Origin of the sequence: Bacillus sp. B2-WWTP-C-10-Post-4, assembly GCF_009183805.1 — a bacterium.
GTDB lineage: Bacteria > Bacillota > Bacilli > Bacillales > Bacillaceae_G > Bacillus_A > Bacillus_A cereus.
Genome location: NZ_WEII01000040.1, coordinates 25800 through 45253 on the forward strand (window position 1 = coordinate 25800; position 19454 = coordinate 45253).

Below are 19454 nucleotides of genomic sequence, written 5' to 3' on the forward strand. Positions count from 1 at the left end.
CTCTCCTTCGCTTTCTTATTACATAGTATGAGCAAACAAAAAACTCTTTAATCAGATTTGCAAGAAAATTTTATGTTTTAGTACTCCTAAAAAACTCCGTGTACAATATATTGCACACGGAGTTTTTTATACCATAATATTTAAATACTCTTTCAACTTTTCATCTGCATTCATTTCATTTTCTTTATAATCATGAAGCGCCTGTAATACAAAATCATACTGCTCTAAAATATAACTTTCTAATTTCATAACATCCTCTAAGCTATTAAGCATAATTCTCGTATTACCAACTTCACTTTTTAACGCCGGTTCACATTTTAAACTTGTACATATTTCTTTCACATCTTCTTCTAATATCTCTGTTAATACATATTTCTTTCGCCCTTTTACCTTTAATCTCATAACTGGATAAAAAGCTTTTATATCTAAATAACTTCCTACGTTCATACAACGTAGCCATTCTACATTACGTTTATTACATGCAAGTATTTCTTTCACCGCTTCATATACCGCAGTTTCATCAAGCATAGCCTTATTTACTTTTCGTTTCCCTTCTTCTTCAATAGCTGCACACTTTTGATAAACAGCAGCACACGTAATGCAATCGTCAAATGCATTATGAGAGCTTAAACGAATTCCAAGCATTCGTTTTAACGTTTCAAGTTTATGATTAGGCGCATGCTTCATGTATTTCTTTGCTAAAAATACAGTATCAATTACTTTATTTTTAGGTTCAAGCAACCCAAGCATATTTACATTACTTTTCAAAAAGCGCATATCAAAAGAAGCATTATGGGCCACAATAACATTTGTATGTAAAAATGCTAAAAATAAAGGTAACACTTCTTCAATCGTCGGTGCATCTGAAACGCGATAATTAGTAATACCTGTTAAACTCGTTATTCGGTCCGGAATTGGCCGCTCTGGATTCACGTATGAAACAAATTGATCTACTAATTCATGATTACGATATTTCACTGCTGCAACTTGAATAATTTTATCATTATAAGGGTTAAATCCTGTTGTTTCAAAATCAATTACAACATAATCTAACGGTAAGGATACATTCCCCACTCCATACACTCCTTTATCTCTAAACGGTTATATTTCTTACATCATATCATGAAGTGATTACTACTTGAAAAAGAAAAGGCAGAAATGGGAACTATCCATCTCTACCTTTTCACCATTATTTTAATTTAGCAACTCTTTTCTCCATCTCTTTTTGTGTCATCGGCCCAATAAACTTATCTTGAATGACACCTTTTGTATCTATAAAATACGAAGTTGGAATCGTAATTACTTTATAAGCTGTTGTCACATCAATGTTCTTGTCCAATAAAATAGGAAAAGTAATTCCTTTTTCTTTAGCAAAATTGCTTACCTTCTCTTCCCCCCCACCTTTTTCTGAAGGCGTATAATTGACCGCTAAAATTTCTACGTTCTCTTTATGTTCTTTATAGAAAGCTTCCATATCCGGCATTTCTTGCTGACATGGTCCACACCACGTTGCCCAAAAGTTTACAATCACTTTCTTTCCTTTTAAATCTGATAACTTTATATTCGTTCCATCTAAATTCGTTAATGTAAAGTCTGGTGCACTCTTCCCTATTTCAATACCATTACTTGCAATCATCTCTTTCATAGCAGCTTCACTTTTTTCTTGCTTCACTTTTACCGCCTGCTCTTTATAACCAAACTGTTCATAAGCTGCATATCCCGCTAAACAAAGTAACACTACAATAATCGTAAGCTTCCGCCACATTTTATATCACCCTAACGTATTATCTTCTTTTAACACATTCATCAAAATACTATATACCTTATTTTAGCTTATACGGACAAGCTTGGAAATATTCACATTCTAAATAATCAGAATTTTTATAACTAAGATGAAATATTTACCTTTTAATCATATAATTAGAAATACATAGAACATTTTACAATGAAAGGAGCTCTCATGAATTTATTTAAAAAAATACTTCTATATATTCTTAGTTTTATATTTTCCCCAATCGGAATTATCACATGGATTATCTCACTATTTAGTAAAGATCCTGAAAAAAAACAAGTTGGACATATTTGTCTCTATATCGCATTAATCTCATTTATCCTTTTGGCAGGCCTCGGCATTATTACTTTTTTCACGATGACTACCATTACTACTATAGAATAGCTATAGAAAGGATGATTGTTTTGGGAGAACACCCTATCACCAAAGAGCTACGCTATATACGAATATGCTTAGTTATTTTAGTAATCGTTCTTTTATTTTTCAACAGTGAAAAAGTCGTTGAAATTTCTACAAATCATGATTCCATAGAAAATGTTCCCACCAGTAATATGACACAAATCGCGGAAAATACATTCGCTATTCAAGAATATAATCCATTACTAAGTAGCGAACATACAATTAAGATTTTCAAATATAATCCAGATACAAATCAACTTACTCTCGTCAAAGAAGTTAATTCTAGTGATTCGAATTCTTATACTTATCAACTTAATGAGACCGAATAAAGTGAAACTTTAATCAGCCCTCACCAATCGGGCTGCCCGGCAAATAGCGGAATAAAGATAAGAGCATTACATATCTCTTATCTTTTTGTTTGCAACTCTTTGTACAATGAGTTGCAATTTAATAATTCTCTAGGATTCCCACATTCCACAATAGTCCCATTCTTTATGACAACAACACAATCTGCTATCATCACTCTCTCTACATCATGTGTTGCCACAATTCTCGTTACATCTCTTCCTATCCCTTCAATCATATTCCAAACCAGTTCTTGATTGCCCGGATCTAACCCAGCCGTCGGTTCATCTAAAATAATAAGAGTTGGATTTGATACAATCGCGCGCAATAATGCAAGACGTTTTCTTTCGCCTCCCGAAAACTCTTCACCGCTTTTATGTAGCACAGTTTGACTCCCTTCAGGTAACCCTCTAATAATCGGCGTTGCATTTATAAGTTCACTATTTTTTTCTAACTGATTTTCTAAACCCTCTTCCCCGAAATACATATTCTCTGTTACCGTCGTTCGGAAAAAACGTGGTTCTTGCCACACTGTAGTCATACGAGCTTCATTACCATAATAAGCAATGCTACCGTTAGATGGTTTATACAAGCCCGTTATTAACTTTAAAAGCGTTGTTTTTCCTGCACCGCTTTCTCCCACAATCATAACGAGTTCACCAGGACGAATTTGCAAATCAATATTATGAATTCTGCATTTCTCTTCGTCATTCTCCTGAAATGAAACATTTGTTATCCTGATCCCCATCGCTCTTTCTACATTGCTATCTGCTGCTCGTTTATTTAAAAAGCAAAAAGCTCTATTTGCCGAAGCGACTGCAACTTGTGTCATTATTAATAAATCGCCCACATAACGGACAGGGAAAAAGAGCATCTCAATTGTCGCTAACACTGCAATGAGTGAACCAACTTCTATTTCTCCCCTCATTATTTTTTGTGCACCTATAATGAGAACAACAATATATGCTCCTGTTTCAATCACCGTTCCAACTACTCCAATGCAATGTTGCATCATCGTCTTCTTTACTTCTGATTTATACGATTGTGCCGTTACTTCTTTAAATAAGCGAATTGCCCATTTTTCTTTTTGTAAACTCCGCAAATCTTGTATCCCCTTTACAAACTGTGACACCATCTCTACAACACTTGAGTGATTTTTTTGAGAAACGCTTGCAATATCTCTTACCTTTTCTCCCATCAGTATTGGAACAATTGTACTTAAAAATAAAAACGGAGTTACCCACAATATAAACTGTATATCTATATGTTGTAGTGCTATGAAAGCTCCAATAAATTGGGCAATAGCGTGTATATATTCTATTAATATAGAGCCATATAATCTGACCCAGTTCGGAATATCAGACACGACCAAAGTTTCTAACTCTCCTTGCTTAATCTTCTCACTCTCTTCAAACGGTAATGAGAAATAGTGACGCAATAATTCTATACGTTTCGTTTGTAATATACGTTGACTCGCTTTTGAACTTATATAATCAAATAAAAGATTGTTCGCCCACATTAAAAAGTGACTACCCGCAAACAAAGCTATATATACATACGCACCTTTTAGCTCCCTTTGAATAAGATTGTCTACAATTAATCCCATGAAAATTGGGCGAGATAAATTTAAAATGGCAGCAATTATCCCACTACATACAGCTGCTATTACTAATATTTTTTCTTTCTGTAACGGTAACAGAATTCTTTTATATTCTTTCATGACGTTTCCTCCATTTTTCGTAGTAAAAAAGAAAGGGATGAAACCATATGGTTTCATCCCTTTCCATAAAATAAGGAAGCTAACTATTGTTAGCTTCCTTATCATTCATTTCAATTATTTAGTTCGACACTTTAGACACTTCAATTTTCTCACGAAGAACCATTTGCAGAATACCACCGTGACGGTAGTAGTCAATTTCTACTTCACTATCGAAACGAGCTACTACTTCAAATTGTTTTTCATTGCCATCTGCATCAGTTGCAACTACTTTCACAAGATCGCGTGGTCTAACTGTTTTGTCGATTTGAATTTCAAATGACTCGTTACCAACAAGACCTAACGTTTCAGCACTTTCGCCATCTTTAAATTGAAGTGGTAGTACACCCATTAACACTAAGTTACTGCGGTGAATACGCTCAAAGCTTTCTGCAATTACTGCTTTAATACCTAGTAAGTTTGTTCCTTTCGCAGCCCAGTCACGAGAACTTCCCATACCGTAATCTTTACCAGCAACAACTAGAAGGCCTGTGCCATCTTCTTTATATTTCATAGCAGCATCATAGATAGACGTTACTTCACCTGTTGGCCAATATGTTGTATATCCGCCTTCTGTTCCTGGTGCGATTTGGTTTTTAATACGGATGTTCGCGAATGTACCACGCATCATAACTTCATGGTTACCACGACGAGAACCGTAAGAGTTGAAGTCAACTGGTTGTACGCCGTTTTCTAATAAGTAGCGTCCAGCTGGTGTGTGCTTACCAATTGAACCTGCTGGTGAAATGTGGTCTGTCGTTACAGAGTCACCAAATTTACCAACTACGCGTAAGCCTGATAACGTTTCAACTTCACCTGGCTCTTTAGATAATCCTTCAAAGAATGGTGGGTTTTGAATGTATGTTGAATCATTATCCCAAGTATATAACGCTTCATTTGAAGTTTGGATTTTATTCCAACGCTCATTGCTGTTAAATACTTGTGCATATTCTTTCTTGAACAGTTCAGATGTAACAACACTTTGAACTACATCTTCAATTTCTTTAGCTGATGGCCAAATATCGTTGAAGTAAACAGCATTGCCATTTGCATCTTTACCAATTTCATCATTTTTCAGGTCAATATCAACAGTACCTGCAAGTGCATATGCCACAACAAGTGGTGGTGATGCTAAGTAGTTCGCTTTTACAAGCGGGTGAATACGACCTTCAAAGTTACGGTTACCAGATAAAACAGATGTTACTAGTAAATCGTTTGCTGCGATTGCTTCTTCTAATTCTGGCGCTAATGGGCCAGAGTTACCGATACAAGTCGTACAGCCGTAACCAACTGTTTGGAAACCTAATTGATCTAAATATGTTGTTAAACCTGATTTATCTAAGTACTCAGTAACAACTTTAGATCCTGGTGCTAATGATGTTTTTACGTACTCAGGTACTTTAAGTCCTTTTTCAATTGCTTTCTTCGCAACTAAACCTGCTCCAATTAATACGTATGGGTTTGATGTATTTGTACAGCTTGTAATTGCTGCGATTGCAATTGCACCTGTTTTCATCGTTACTTCTTTATCTTCTAATGTAACCTTCACTTCTTTATCGAACTCTTGCTCATTAAATCCAAGTCCTTGTGTTCCAACTGGTGCTACAACAGCTTCGTGGAACGCATCTTTCATATCTGAAAGTGGAATTAAATCTTGTGGGCGTTTCGGTCCAGAAAGGTTAGATTCGATTGTATTTAAATCAATTTCTACAAGATCAGTATAGATTGGATCTTTACTGTCTGCTGTATAGAATAAACCGTTCGCTTTACAGTATTCTTCAACAACGCGAATTTGTTCTTCATCTCTACCTGTTAAACGTAAGTATTCTAATGAAATATCATCGATTGGGAAGAATCCACAAGTTGCGCCGTATTCTGGTGCCATGTTTGAAATTGTTGCACGGTCAGCTAAAGGCATGCTCTTTAGTCCATTACCGAAGAACTCAACGAATTTACCAACTACACCTTTTTGACGTAATACTTGCGTTACTTTTAAGGCAACGTCAGTTGCTGTAGTACCACTTGGAAGTGTACCTGTTAATTTCACACCGATTACTTCAGGTACTGGGAAGTATGAAGGCTGTCCAAGCATTCCTGCTTCTGCTTCAATACCACCAACACCCCATCCAAGAACGCCGATACCGTTAATCATTGTTGTATGTGAGTCTGTTCCAACTAATGAATCTGGGTATGCAACTAAGTCACCTTCAGCATTTTTCACAGCATGAACAACTGGTGCTAAATATTCAAGGTTTACTTGGTGTACAATACCTGTAGCTGGTGGAACTGCACGATAGTTATCAAATGATTTTTGTGCCCAGCTTAAAAATTTATAACGTTCTTCATTACGTTTAAACTCTAAGTCCATGTTGAATGCAAGCGCGTCTGCCGTACCCGCTCTATCAACCTGTACAGAGTGATCAATTACAAGATCTACAGTAATTTCTGGATTGATTTTATCAGGATCTCCACCCATGTCTGCCATTGCTTTACGAAGCGAAGCCAAATCAACAACAGCTGGTACACCAGTGAAATCTTGTAAAATTACACGAGATGGTTTAAATGGAACATCGATATCTTGCACATCTTTCGTTCCCCATTTCGCTAAATTTGTAACATGCTCTTCTGTAATTACACGTCCGTCTACTTGACGAAGTACCGATTCAAGTAAAACTTTCACGGAATATGGTAATTGAGATACGTTGCCAACCCCTGCATTTTCAAGCGCTTTCAAATCATAATAATGATACGTTTTTCCATCTACTTCAAAAGTTGCACGTGATTGAAATGGATTATGTTTGACCATTATGTTTCCCCCCTGTTAAACGTGACTAAGTTGTCTGAATATAAAATGTAGACAAACTTTTCAATACCTTACGATAATATCTTATTACAACTTTCTAAATAAGTAAATAATAAGAAACTTATAGATTATCATAAGTTTTCTTTATGTTTCTAAATTTGAATAGTGTTTATGCTCTTTATGAATACTATTACCATAAAGTAAAGTGCTCTATTAGCGCTTTACTTATAGTTCATACACACTATGAACTGCTCATCATTCAACATACAAAAAATGTTATAGAGGTGAAATAAAATGGGTAAAAGAAAAGCAAATCATACTATTTCAGGAATGAATGCAGCATCCGCACAAGGACAAGGTGCTGGTTATAACGAAGAGTTTGCAAATGAAAACTTAACTGCTGCAGAACGACAAAATAATAAGAAACGCAAAAAGAACCAGTAACGAAAAATCCCAAAAGGACCATTCACCTTTTGGGATTTTTTCTAATGTTTATAGCGTAACAATTCCGAAACCGTTACAAATCGATAGCCCTGCTTTTTCAGTTCAGGTAAAATTTTTGCTAGCGCTGCTACTGTTTGACTACGATCATTTCCTCCATCATGTAACAATACGATATCGCCACTTTTAGCATTTTTCACTACATGATTTACGATAGATTCAACCCCTGGATTTGCCCAATCACGCGGGTCTTGATGCCACGACCATAGAACGGTTTGATAACCAGCTTCTTTCGCTGTTTTAAATACAGCATCGTTAATATATCCGCCAGGAGGACGGAATAGCAAAGGTTCTTTCACCCATTTTTCGAAAAATTTCTTTCCATCTAAAATATCATTTTCTAATTTTTCATCTGATGAATTACTCGCATACAAATGATTCATCGTATGATTTCCAATTTCATGTCCCTCTTTTAACACCTGTTTCACTAAATATGAATTGCGCTGCACTCGAAATCCAATCATAAAAAATGTTGCTTCTGCTTTATATTGACGTAATAAATGTAAAACTTGCGGTGTATAAGTTGGATCTGGGCCATCATCAAATGTAATGGCAATAATCTTTTCATTATTAGGTACTTCCCACGTTACATAGCCAGTTGGTTCTAGCTCTTTTCTGAGCAACATTTTCGCTTCCACTTTTTCAACTTGAAATATATGTACTGCGCATAATAAAGAAAAAACGAATAGAAAAATTTTCTGTTTTCGCATAATGTTCATTAAAAGTAAGAGGTTGTCAAATACACAACAACCTCATTTACTTTTCTAATTGATCTACATGTTGCATAATATTTTGGAGATTATTTTCGTATTGCTCAAGTTGTGGGCGTTGTGTTTCCGAAGCTACTTCTAACGCATTTTGAATCTGTTCATACGCCTCCTGAACCTCTTGGCGTAACTCTTTTAAATCATGACCGTAGTTTGGATCATTTTTCACAATGTTGTTATATGCATGTTCTGCTTGTGTAACTCCTTGCTGCGCTGCTTGAAAAGCTTGCTGTTTATCTTTATGATATGGCATTATATAATCCCCTTTCCATAATAGTTAGTCCCAATTATCTTTACCTTTTTTTCTAAAAACATTCTCGTATAAATTTGCAAACTTCTCTCATTCTAAAGAGAAAGAGGAGGTGTCACATACAATGAGCAAAAACAATCGTGAAGCAAAAGAAAAAAAGGGACAACCTGAACCATTAAGCGGATCTCATAAAGTAAAAAATCGTAACCATTCACGCCAAAAACATCATGCACATCATGATATGTAAAACAAAAGGTTCACAATAGCTGCCTTTACCACATACAATGTTTATATTTTTCCATTTATTCTTCACCCCTACTTCATTCATGCATAACATAGTATGAATTGAGATTTTACGGAGGGTGTCTTACATGGGCAAGAAAAAGAAGGATTGTCTTTTTCATGTTGATGGTTTCGAAGAATGGATGGATCAGTTTTGTTCTGACTCTTGTAGTAACTTTAGTTTCCCAAATCAAATTCATATTGACCTTTGCGAAACTGAACAAGAATACATTTTGGAAACTGATGTACCAAATGCCAATGAACAAAATGTAGTCATTAAAAAGATGGAGACAGGCCTAAACATTTGCATACTTCATAAAAACATTTCTTTGCAGCGAACTATTCCTTTACCCGCTAATGTTATTTATAAGAAGATGCTAGCCTGCTTAGAGAATGGTTTTTTGGCCATTCATATTTCCAAAAATGAAGTTGCTGATAAACATGAAAAGAAAGTTCTTTTTTCAAATTAAGAATTAATATAATACAAACATAAGCCCCAGTTGGTTACTGGGGCTTATATTATTTCGCATGCATCTCTATATTAGAATTTCTATCATATCTTTTTTTCGATAAACCTTTTGTAACTAAAAGCACAGGAAATGCCACAGTTGAAAATATAGCTAGTGCTGAAAATACTGCAAACCCATTTTGGTACCCGTAGTAATCGAGAAGTACTCCTCCAAACCACGGACCTATTACTGCTCCAATTCCCGAAAAACCCATCGCACCGAAGTATGTTCCTTTTAGATGCGCAACAGCAATATCATCAATAAATACATCCGTCATTGAAAACATTAAGACTTCTCCAATTGTAAAAATAATTGTACAAACGGCAGCACCTAGCAGAGATTCTACTACTCCAAATCCAAATAATCCTCCGCTCACAAATAAAGTTCCCACCATAATGGATACTAACGGTGTATACTTTTTACAAATTTGAATAACAGGGTATTGAATTACGACTACAACAATCGCATTTAAAGCTAGCATATATGAAAATAATTTCACTCCATCCTGAAATATATGTGCATTTGCAAAATATTGAGATACTGTTGTCGTTAAATGAGAAAAACCACAATTACTCAAAATAATACCAACTAGTGCAACTAAAAATACGACATCCTTTCGCAAAATACGAATTGCCTTTAACATTGTGACAGGCTTTTCTGTATTTACTTTCTTTTTTTCAATCGCATACTTCTTAAATTGGAACGCTAATATAGCTGTATATAAAATGTATACTCCAGCTGCTACTAAAAACGGAATTGTTGATTTTGCGCTTCCAATCTGTAACCCGACAAGTGGGCCAATCGCTACTCCAACATTGATTGCACCGTAACGCAAATTATATACGAGTAAACGATACTCAGGTTTCGTTAAATCTGATAATAACGCTCTTGATGTTGGCTCAAAAAATGACCTACATAATCCATTCAAAGCATTTAATAAAAAGAAACTTAAAACATGATCTGCAAGTGAAAAACCAATGAATACAAAGACCCAAACGATCATGGACCATATTATAATCATATTTCGACCGAATCGATCTGATAAATTCCCTCCGATAAAACTAGCAAACACTCCAACAAGTGCACTCGTTCCGATAATAGCACCTGTCATTCCAGCTGATACACCTTTCACAGTCGTTAAATAAATTGCTAAAAAAGGAATACTCATTGACGTGGCGAACCTCGCAAATAAAGTCCCTATTATAATTGTCATTCCTAACGGATGAATATTTTGCAACTTCCCCTTCATCTTAAAAACCTACTCTCCCTGTTCTTACATAAAAAAAGAAAGCAAAGGATCTGCTTTCTTTTCCCTTTTTATACTTGCGCTGTTGATACCCGCGCTGTTCTCGTTATATCCATATCTATGCCATATGTAAACTGTAATTCTTTACAAACATCTTTAATTAATATTGCAACATTATACTTCTCATTAAATTGTAAAACGATGTTCTCCACTTCTTCATATGTATACTTATATTCGCCTGTAATGACACTTTTTAGATCAAAGCATTCGTTAATACAAAGTTGTACAAGTAGCTGGTCATATTTCTCTATTACATCTTCTTTCTTCCACAGTAACTCTTTTACATATAACCGATCAAACTTCACACTTTCTCGATTACAATCCGTTAAAATCCGGGTCATTTCATTTAATTCTCGATACAATTCAGAAATATTTTTGCTTAAACTAAGCAGTTTATCTACGCCATTTTCATATAACATATTTATTCCACCCCCGCATTTTCTTCTTATTATAGCAAGAAAATTCTAAAAATAGTTTCTTTCTTCTGAAATATTAGGAAACTAATTTCAATTGCTTTACAATGAAACTAGTTAATGCGAGAGGAGAAAGAAAATTGGAGCACAAATTATATTACACTGACGCTTATAAGCAAGAATTTACTACTAAAATTATAAAGCAAGATTATGATAAAGACGGTAACTTATACGTTATTTTAAACGAAACCGCATTTTATCCGACTGGTGGCGGACAACCACATGACACTGGAACTTTAAATGGTATTGCTGTACTTGATGTTGAAGAAGTCGACGAAGAAATCCGCCACTTCATTGCAGAACAATTACACACAGAAGACGTAGAAGGTAAAATCAATTGGGAGCGCCGGTTTGATCATATGCAGCAACATGCAGCTCAGCACATTTTATCTGCTGCTTTTTGGGACTATTTCAACATACCTACGATTGGATTCCATCTTGGAAAAGAAACGATAACAATTGATTTAGAAACAGAAAATCTGCATGCAGAAACGGTTGAAAAGGCAGTACAAATTGCCAATAAAATCGTTTTTGAAAACCACCCAATCCGTATAGAGTGGATGAACTTAGAAGAAGCAAAAACATTACCTCTTCGTAAAGAACCAACTATGACAGAGAATATACGTGTTGTTATTATCGAAAATTACGACTACAATGGCTGTGGTGGAACCCATCCGAAATGCACTGGTGAAGTTGGTTCTATTCAAGTACTAGGATGGGAGCGCAATAAAGGTGGTATACGCTTAACCTTTATCGCTGGTTGGCGTACACTTAAATTAATGGGGCAACAGCAACAAATTATGAAAGATGTTTCCAAACAATTAAACAGTAGCGAAACTGATATCCCAGCAAAAGTAGCACAGCTTCTTACCTCTCAAAAGGAAAACGAAAAAACAATACAAACAATGAATGAAAAATTATTATTTGCAGAGGCAAATGAATTACTGCAACAGCCCACCGAAATACATGCTGGGTTACTTATTTCTAAAGCATTTACAGATCGTTCTATGCAAGAAATTGCAAAACTATCAGCTATCATTACAGAACAACAAGAGCATGCAATTACGTATTTCGTCATCGAAAATGATGACAAACTACAATGTATTCTCGCTTGCGGAAAAACAGTAACGCTCGATATGAATGCTCTTTTAAAAGATGCTCTTCCTGCAATTGAAGGAAAAGGTGGCGGAAATAAAAAGAGTGCACGCGGCGGCGGAAAAGCGGTGATGAACGGGGACGAGTTTTTAAATCAGCTTGTTTCTTCTTTACAGTCAGCAGTGTAAAACATGTTTATGAAGGATAGCTAACGGCTATCCTTCAACTATATTTACAGGCCTATATGTTGTTTCAACCCTTGATAACTTCCTGCATTTGCAAAACTGCCACTTATAAGATTGAAAAAAAGTTTCCGAAAAACCATAATAACTTAATTCGTTAATCGGTACCATTTGCACATCATGAATCGGATTATGATCGAACTCGTTAGAAGGTAGTGTAATTTCACCTTCAATCCTTTCAAGCAGAAACGTAATATGTAACAAAGATGGACTAGCATCTGGTTTATCACAAACATAGAGTAGCTTCTTAATTTTAACTTCTAATCCCGTTTCTTCTCTCATTTCTCGAATCATCGCTTCTTCTAACGTTTCACCATTCTCTACCCTTCCTCCAGGTAAAGACCAATCGCGATTAGCCACTTTTTGCTTTACTAGCAATACTTTTTCATCTTCAATTAAAATTCCCGTAACACGAACTTGCATTACATTTTCCATATGTAATCTCCTCTTCCTGTTATATTTACAAATTAATCCTTCCACAAAGAGAACATACGTTTTATAATTAAAGAAAATTATGGAAGAAAGAAGTTGTTATATTCATGCGTCCACCTTTAACAAAATCTATATCACTTGAAGATTTTCAAAACTATTATTGGTTAAAAGCAGAACTGCAAACATTTTGTCGCGAGCATGGTTTGCCAGCTAGTGGCTCTAAGACCGAAATAACCGAGCGTATCTCACATTATTTAACTACGGGGAAAGTCTTAAAAAACAGCTCTGTGCAAAAAATGAGCAAAGCTCCCCTCTCTTATAAAGACCTTTCTCTTCAAACGATTATTACTAAAAATCACCGCTGTAGCGAAGATGTTCGTGCTTTTTTCAAAGAAAAAATCGGAACAAACTTCCGCTTTACAGTAGCTCTTCAAAAGTTTTTTAAAGAGAATGTTGGAAAAACATATGAAGACGCGATAACATTTTGGTATGAAGAAAACGAACGAAAAAAAGATCCTACTTATAAAACAACGATCAGCGCGCAATTTGAATACAATCGCTTTACTCGGGACTTTTTCGAAGATCCAAATAACAAAGGCAGATCAAAAGCTGATGCTATCGCTGCTTGGAATGAAATAAAAACAAAACCTGGTAGCAATGCTTATGTTCCTCAAAAAGTAGAAAACTAGAGTGAATTCATTAAAAATCAAATTCTAAAACAAATTTTAAATTTACTCCTAGGACATTATATATATGTTTTAGGAGTGAATATACAATATAACTAATCATACAAATCGATTTATCCGGTGCACTATCCTTCCCTTTCTTCATTTTCTCATCACATATCTTCTCTAATACCTTAAGTCCTTTATCTTCTCCAAACTTTTTCTCCTCCAATGACGAAGAGAAGTATTTATTCTCCATTTGTATGCTCCTTATTAGCAAATACAGCTTCTAAAATTAAGGACATAATCCTATATAGCAAAAACATACAAGCATACTCATAAACAACAACATATATTTAAATATACCTTTATATGAAAGGCTGGGATATACCATGAATAAAGTTATTTGTTGCACTCCATCAGCAATAATAAAAGATAAAATTTGCATTCCTTGGTCTATCACAGGTGGAGAGATGTGAATCCAGACTATATATACTAACAATTTGTTAAATCATATTTCTTCAACTGGATATATCAAATACGAGACAGGTGTTCAAGAAATAGGTGTTACTTTCTTTCAAGATACAAATGTCTTAAACTCAATCATAATTCAACCTGGAAGTGTCAGTAATTTTACTATGAAAAATTTTACTAGTATCCAAATAACAACTGGATTTGGTCTACATCAAGGTGAATTTTGCATCACGGTTTCATATCAATTTTAAACAATAAAACATTTAAACTTCATATTATGCTCTACATTTGGTAAGGTAGTTTGAAATAAGCTAGATGCAAACGAATAAGCCTGCCCTACATTTCAAATATTCTAATCTTCTATTTTCTCAAATATTAGCGCCAGTCCTATCCCACCCCCAATTCCTAACGTTGCAATTCCATATTTCATAGACTCTCTTTGTGCCTGATAAAACAAACGTGTTACAAGCATAGCCCCAGATGCACCGTACGGATGACCGAGCGCAATTGCCCCACCATTTACATTTAATTTTTCATACGGAATTTGTAACTCTTTTGCGCAAGCAACAACTTTTGAGGCGAATGCTTCATTTATTTCAAAATAATCGATGTCCTCTATTTTTACATTCATTTCATTTAATAATTTGTTCACCGCAAATATCGGACCAGTTCCTGGAAGATTTGGATTCACTCCCACTACAGCACTACGAACGAAACGAAGGACAGGTTTATAACCTAACTTTAGGGCTTGTCCCTCTTCCATTACAAGAACAGCACATGCCCCATCATTTACACCACATGAATTACCTGCCGTCACTGTTCCATTTTGTAAAAATGCGGGTTTTGTTCTTTTAATGATTCGTTCATAATTCATTTCTAGCTTTATAGATTCATCTAATAATCCATTAAAAGAAAATATTTCATCATGTATATAGCCTTTTTCTAACGCTTGCAGTGTCCGCTTATAACTAAGACAAGCGTACTCGTCTTGCATTTCTCTCGTTATGTTATAACGCTCCGCAACATATTCAGCCGCTACTCCCATGTCAGGATCACCAATTGTTTCAGGTGAAAATCGTGCTCTTTTTTGAAAAGGTGACGTACTTGTACTCTCTACTCCTCCGGCGATATAGCACTTACCTGCCCCTCCTTGAATGAGATGACACGCAGTTCGAATTGCTTCTAAACCAGCACCACATTGCCGATCAATCGTTACACCAGGAATATGATAGCCAAGTCCTGCCGCTAAAGCAGATAGTCTCGCAACATTCCCTCCTGGCCCAACAACATTACCTAATATAACATCGTCTATCTCTCTCTCAATTCCTCTACTTAAAAACGTAAGAAGCGGCGTTGCTAATTGCTGAACTTCATACTCTTTTAACATCCCATTCTTCTTACCGATAGGTGTTCTTTTCGCCTCTACAATAACTGCTCTATTCATATATTTTCTCCCTGTTTTCAATCATACTTTTTGCTTCCATACGAGCGATTTTCCCACTATTTGTATAAGGTATTCTATCTACAAAATGCCATTCTTTCGGTATTTTAAACGAGGATAATCGTTGTAAGCAAAAACTCTTTAATTGTTGTTTCGTAGCACTTCCTTTTACGATCGCGACGGGCTTTTCACCCCAGTAACTATCTTTCACACCAATTACAACTATTTCATCAACAGCTGGGTGTTCATGTAATACACTTTCTATTTCTTCTGGATAAATATTGATTCCTCCAAATAAAATCATATTCTTCTCTCTACCAACAATATATATAAAGCCTTCTTCATCTTCATAGCCTACATCTCGCACTGTCATCCAGCCTTCTGCATTCAACTCCTGTGTTAAAACCCCATCTATTATGTATCCCATAAAAAACTGATCACTTTTCACATAAACAGTTCCTATCTCGCCTTTTTGTACTTCTTCGCCTGCTTCATTACATATTCGAACTTGCACATTATGACAAGGTTTTCCTACTGAATTTAGCCTTCTTTCGCTTTCTGCATCGACTAGTGCTGTTACAAAACTTAACTCTGATGCACCATAAAATTCATATCTTTTCGCATAAGGAAATATATTCTTTATTTTTTCTTTCGCTTCAGCTTCCCATTTCGCTCCTGATGAAATAATTTTCATTTTATTTTCTATTAATCTATTTTCTTTATATAAAGATTCAAGCATTGTCGGAACTGTATACATAACCGATATATTTTCAGTTTCTAACTTATCTAATACTTGATTCGGAATGAACTTTCTCATAATGTGCACCGTTTGTCCTACATATAATGCACTTATTGCCCCGTATAAGAAAAGAGAATGAACGAGCGTCCCAGCTATTAAAATTGAATCCTCCATTTTCATATGAAAATCATGTACATTACAATCAAAACTATGAACCCACGATTGCTGTGCGCGTAAAAATGCTTTTGCTTTTCCAGTTGATCCTGATGTAAATCCCATATAAAAGGGAGCATTTCGTAAACTTTCTACAGTGGAATGTGTAGGAAGATATTTCTCCATCATTCTTTTCCACTCATCAATTTCAATTACTCTTCCTTCTTCATGCGGTAAATCATTTACCTTATATCTTTCTGTCACAATCATATCCGGATTACTGATTTCAATTCTTTCTCTGAGCTCATCTTGTTTCCACTTTATATCTAACGGAACACAAACCCACCCGGCCATAGCAGCACCAGCAAATAGTTGTAAAAACTCTATATGATTTTCTAATAGGATTGCTATTGTTTTATTTTTTGATTCTGTTGCATGCAACCAGTTGGCTACTTTACAAACTGATTCGAACCACTCTTTATATGTTAAAACTCTATCATTTTCCTTTATTGCTATTTTATTTGGTTGTAAAGAGGCTTGCTTTTTGTATTTTTTTGTAACACCCATATGAGACGTCCTTTCTTTACAAAAATAATAAAAAGAAACACGCAATGTACGTGTTTCTTCCCTTTATCATCCCGCATTTGTATATTTTCCATTCTTTAAAGCGGGTGTAATAATATGTTTCAATGAACGATGTAATTTTGTTACGAGAACTGCCGCAATAATTGCTTTTATACAATCCCCTGGTAAAAACACAGCACTCACTTTCATTGTCTCCCATACAGAAACATCCATTAAAAACGCTTGTACAATAATACCAAATACATAAACTACGAAAATACCACCAATTATATTAATACATAATACTTTTATAATAGAAACTTCACGTAAACGCTCAATTAAATAACCAATAACAAACGCTCCAATGATGTAACCAAGTAAATATCCTGCACTTGGCCCAACAAATACACCAAGGCCACCGCGGCCACCAGCAAGTAATGGTGCTCCAACTCCTACAATAAGTAAGAAAATAAGCTGACTTAATGCACCAAGGCGTGACCCTAACAACCCACCCGCAAGCATAACACCGAGTGATTGCAATGTAATCGGAACTGGTGTAATAGAAAGAGCAATCGGAGGTATTAACCCTAACACTCCCATAATAGAACTAAATAAAGCGACGAAAACTAAATTTTTTGTATTCATATTTGCTTCTCCTATTTGTAAACTTAAAATTGTTTTTAGATAACATATCATAAAAATTATATTATCTTTCCACTCCTCTTTTGTCAACCGTTGACGTATTAGAGTTTACAAATAGGAGTTCACTTATTTCTCTCTATGCAAATGCTCCAGTTCTTTCCGAAGCGCCTGTTTTAAAAACTTCCCAACAGATGTTTTCGGTATTTCTTCCATAAAGACAATATCGTCTGGCAACCACCACTTCGCAAACTGTGGTTTTAAAAACTCATATATTTCTTCTTTTGTAACCGTACTATTTTTTTTTTGAACAACGCAGGCAATTGGTCGCTCTTGCCACTGAGGGTGAGGAACTGCAACGACAGCCGCTTCAAATATAGCATCATGTGCCATTAAAGCATTTTCAAGATCGACCGAAGAAATCCATTCTCCCCCGCTTTTAATAACATCCTTCGTACGGTCAACAATTTTCACGCAACCTTCCTCATCCACTGTGACAACATCACCAGTATATAACCATCCATCGCGAAAACCTTCAACAGTACGATCATCGTTATAATAGCTTTCAGCGATCCAAGGTGCTCGTAAACATAATTCTCCCATCTCAGTACCATCCCACTTCACTTCACCATTTGTACCGACTACTTTCATCTCGACACCAGGTACAAGATATCCTTGTTTGGAGCGAATTTCTAGTTGCTCTTCATACGATAATTCCGTTTCATAACTTTTTAAACGTGCAAGTGTTACGAGTGGACTCGTTTCAGTCATACCATATGCATGTATGAACGGAACATTATGTTTCTGTTCAAATGCTTTAATAACACTTTTCGGCGCCGCTGCACCTCCGCATAGTATTCTCGTCATACTAGATAAATCGTAACTATTATTTTCTAACTCTTGTAATACGCCGAGCCAAATTGTCGGCACACCCGCAGCTAACGTCACTTTTTCTGATTGAATCATTTCTAATAAAATTTTCGGAGTAAACATCGGTCCAGGAAGAACTTGTTTTGATCCAAACCAAGTAGCCGCAAAAGGAAGTCCCCAAGCGTTCACATGAAACATCGGGACGATTGCCATTGCTGCATCACTTTCCGATAAAGCAGCTGTATCAGCTAAACCGAGTGCCATACAGTGTAATACAGTACTACGATGCGTATATACAACACCTTTCGGATTTCCTGTAGTCGCTGACGTATAACACATACCAGCTGGTGTATTTTCATCAATATCTTTTACAAATTGGAAATTTGGATCGCCTTCTTCTAATAGCTTTTCATAATGATATACAGGCTTCAGCGTAGTATTTGGGAGTTCATCTTTATCAGTCATAATAATGTAAGCTTGTACAGTTGATAATTGTGATTGAATATTTTCAACAAGCGGTACGAGATCTTCATCTATAAGTAGAATTCGGTCTTCTGCGTGCTGAATAATGTATGAAATATGTTGAGGAGATAAACGAATGTTAATTGTGTGCAAAACAGAAGCAATACCTGGAATAGCAAAATACGCTTCCACATGCCGATGATGGTTCCACGCTAATGTTCCTACACGTTCACCTACTTTAATTCCAAGCCTTTTCAACGCACTGGAAAGTCTTCTCGTCCTTTCCCCTAATTGCTTATACGTTAACGTTGTAACTGTATCATGCGTCCGTGAAACAATTTCTTTCTTCGAAAACAGTTTCTCTGCTCTTTCCATCATAGAACTAATTGTTAGCGGTACATTCATCATCATATTGGTTATGTCCCCCTTTAAAACGTTTTCATTTTCCGTTTATTATAACAGACTTCTACAAATGATTACGATATTTTTCTGTAT

At 35.6% G+C, this 19454-nt stretch carries 21 protein-coding genes and 1 pseudogene; 8 read left to right on the plus strand and 14 right to left on the minus strand.

The genetic code is table 11. The features are described 5' to 3' along the window. Positions 1-126: 126 nt before the first annotated feature. Both GBN78_RS16625 and GBN78_RS16630 read right to left on the minus strand, forming a co-directional pair. Positions 127-1074: a 3'-5' exonuclease gene (locus GBN78_RS16625; protein WP_000528750.1), complete on the minus strand. Its 948-nt coding sequence runs from the start codon at positions 1072-1074 to the stop codon at positions 127-129. A 115-nt stretch (positions 1075-1189) separates the two neighbouring features. After that, positions 1190-1765 (minus strand): redoxin domain-containing protein, encoded by a 576-nt coding sequence (locus GBN78_RS16630; protein WP_152127535.1) that lies wholly within the window; start codon positions 1763-1765, stop codon positions 1190-1192. 195 nt (positions 1766-1960) lie between these two features. On the opposite strand from GBN78_RS16630, the gene GBN78_RS16635 reads away from it, so the two are divergent. Continuing rightward, entirely contained in the window at positions 1961-2176 is a 216-nt protein-coding gene (locus GBN78_RS16635) for a hypothetical protein (RefSeq protein ID WP_001048152.1), read from the plus strand. A gap of 11 nt (positions 2177-2187) precedes the next feature. Next, a complete protein-coding gene (locus GBN78_RS31015) occupies positions 2188-2520 on the plus strand; it encodes a YmzC family protein (RefSeq protein ID WP_074595727.1) in 333 nt (110 codons plus the stop codon). A gap of 77 nt (positions 2521-2597) precedes the next feature. On the opposite strand, the gene GBN78_RS16645 is transcribed toward GBN78_RS31015, so the two are convergent. Both GBN78_RS16645 and acnA read right to left on the minus strand, forming a co-directional pair. Then, positions 2598-4256 (minus strand): ABC transporter ATP-binding protein, encoded by a 1659-nt coding sequence (locus GBN78_RS16645; RefSeq protein ID WP_152127536.1) that lies wholly within the window; start codon positions 4254-4256, stop codon positions 2598-2600. 118 nt (positions 4257-4374) lie between these two features. Next, a complete protein-coding gene (gene acnA, locus GBN78_RS16650) occupies positions 4375-7098 on the minus strand; it encodes an aconitate hydratase AcnA (RefSeq protein WP_152127537.1) in 2724 nt (907 codons plus the stop codon). Between the two features lie 291 nt (positions 7099-7389). On the opposite strand from acnA, the gene sspO reads away from it, so the two are divergent. Then, a complete protein-coding gene (sspO, locus tag GBN78_RS16655) occupies positions 7390-7539 on the plus strand; it encodes an acid-soluble spore protein SspO (RefSeq protein WP_000518051.1) in 150 nt (49 codons plus the stop codon). Between the two features lie 41 nt (positions 7540-7580). Here the strand turns inward: sspO and pdaB are convergent, their stop codons facing one another. Both pdaB and GBN78_RS16665 read right to left on the minus strand, forming a co-directional pair. Beyond that, the gene (gene pdaB, locus GBN78_RS16660) at positions 7581-8306 is read right to left on the minus strand and encodes a polysaccharide deacetylase family sporulation protein PdaB (protein ID WP_142323832.1); all 726 of its coding nucleotides are present in this window, start codon (positions 8304-8306) and stop codon (positions 7581-7583) included. Between the two features lie 46 nt (positions 8307-8352). Next, on the minus strand, positions 8353-8616 hold the full coding sequence (locus GBN78_RS16665) for a hypothetical protein (protein WP_001146293.1): 264 nt from the start codon (positions 8614-8616) through the stop codon (positions 8353-8355). 121 nt (positions 8617-8737) lie between these two features. Here GBN78_RS16665 and GBN78_RS16670 point away from each other — a divergent pair, with 121 nt between their 5' ends. Further along, positions 8738-8860, plus strand: a complete 123-nt coding sequence (locus GBN78_RS16670; protein WP_000042141.1) for a small acid-soluble spore protein P — start codon at positions 8738-8740, stop codon at positions 8858-8860. A gap of 124 nt (positions 8861-8984) precedes the next feature. Continuing rightward, positions 8985-9365 carry an Hsp20/alpha crystallin family protein gene (locus tag GBN78_RS16675; protein ID WP_000516730.1) on the plus strand — a complete coding sequence of 127 codons (381 nt, stop codon included), beginning with the start codon at positions 8985-8987 and terminating at the stop codon, positions 9363-9365. A 49-nt stretch (positions 9366-9414) separates the two neighbouring features. On the opposite strand, the gene GBN78_RS16680 is transcribed toward GBN78_RS16675, so the two are convergent. Together GBN78_RS16680 and GBN78_RS16685 are read right to left on the minus strand one after the other, a co-directional pair. Further along, positions 9415-10653 (minus strand): MDR family MFS transporter, encoded by a 1239-nt coding sequence (locus tag GBN78_RS16680; RefSeq protein WP_152127538.1) that lies wholly within the window; start codon positions 10651-10653, stop codon positions 9415-9417. Between the two features lie 68 nt (positions 10654-10721). After that, on the minus strand, positions 10722-11129 hold the full coding sequence (locus GBN78_RS16685; RefSeq protein ID WP_000965133.1) for a hypothetical protein: 408 nt from the start codon (positions 11127-11129) through the stop codon (positions 10722-10724). Positions 11130-11263: 134 nt separating this feature from the next. Between GBN78_RS16685 and GBN78_RS16690 the strand changes: the two genes are divergently transcribed. Continuing rightward, positions 11264-12466, plus strand: a complete 1203-nt coding sequence (locus GBN78_RS16690; protein ID WP_152127539.1) for an alanyl-tRNA editing protein — start codon at positions 11264-11266, stop codon at positions 12464-12466. 44 nt (positions 12467-12510) lie between these two features. Here the strand turns inward: GBN78_RS16690 and GBN78_RS16695 are convergent. Continuing rightward, a pseudogene (locus tag GBN78_RS16695) lies at positions 12511-12955 on the minus strand (NUDIX domain-containing protein). A 104-nt stretch (positions 12956-13059) separates the two neighbouring features. Between GBN78_RS16695 and GBN78_RS16700 the strand changes: the two are divergent. Further along, entirely contained in the window at positions 13060-13641 is a 582-nt protein-coding gene (locus GBN78_RS16700; protein WP_001247743.1) for a DUF6434 domain-containing protein, read from the plus strand. A gap of 10 nt (positions 13642-13651) precedes the next feature. Here GBN78_RS16700 and GBN78_RS16705 read toward each other — a convergent pair whose 3' ends face one another. Continuing rightward, positions 13652-13876 (minus strand): hypothetical protein, encoded by a 225-nt coding sequence (locus GBN78_RS16705; RefSeq protein ID WP_000428982.1) that lies wholly within the window; start codon positions 13874-13876, stop codon positions 13652-13654. Positions 13877-14105: 229 nt separating this feature from the next. On the opposite strand from GBN78_RS16705, the gene GBN78_RS31175 reads away from it, so the two are divergent. Further along, the gene (locus tag GBN78_RS31175; protein ID WP_481747362.1) at positions 14106-14342 is read left to right on the plus strand and encodes an S-Ena type endospore appendage; all 237 of its coding nucleotides are present in this window, start codon (positions 14106-14108) and stop codon (positions 14340-14342) included. A 101-nt stretch (positions 14343-14443) separates the two neighbouring features. Here the strand turns inward: GBN78_RS31175 and GBN78_RS16715 are convergent, their stop codons facing one another. The 4 genes from GBN78_RS16715 to GBN78_RS16730 all read right to left on the minus strand — a co-directional run bounded on the left by GBN78_RS16715 (position 14444) and on the right by GBN78_RS16730 (position 19370). Further along, positions 14444-15535 (minus strand): acetyl-CoA C-acyltransferase, encoded by a 1092-nt coding sequence (locus GBN78_RS16715; RefSeq protein WP_152127540.1) that lies wholly within the window; start codon positions 15533-15535, stop codon positions 14444-14446. After that, positions 15528-16991, minus strand: coding sequence for an acyl-CoA synthetase (locus GBN78_RS16720; RefSeq protein ID WP_000539233.1), 1464 nt, complete (start codon positions 16989-16991; stop codon positions 15528-15530). The genes GBN78_RS16715 and GBN78_RS16720 overlap by 8 nt, the downstream gene beginning before the upstream one ends. 66 nt (positions 16992-17057) lie before the next feature. Continuing rightward, positions 17058-17633 (minus strand): biotin transporter BioY, encoded by a 576-nt coding sequence (locus GBN78_RS16725; RefSeq protein ID WP_001093332.1) that lies wholly within the window; start codon positions 17631-17633, stop codon positions 17058-17060. A gap of 123 nt (positions 17634-17756) precedes the next feature. After that, a complete protein-coding gene (locus tag GBN78_RS16730) occupies positions 17757-19370 on the minus strand; it encodes a long-chain fatty acid--CoA ligase (RefSeq protein ID WP_000980211.1) in 1614 nt (537 codons plus the stop codon). Positions 19371-19454: the final 84 nt, after the last annotated feature.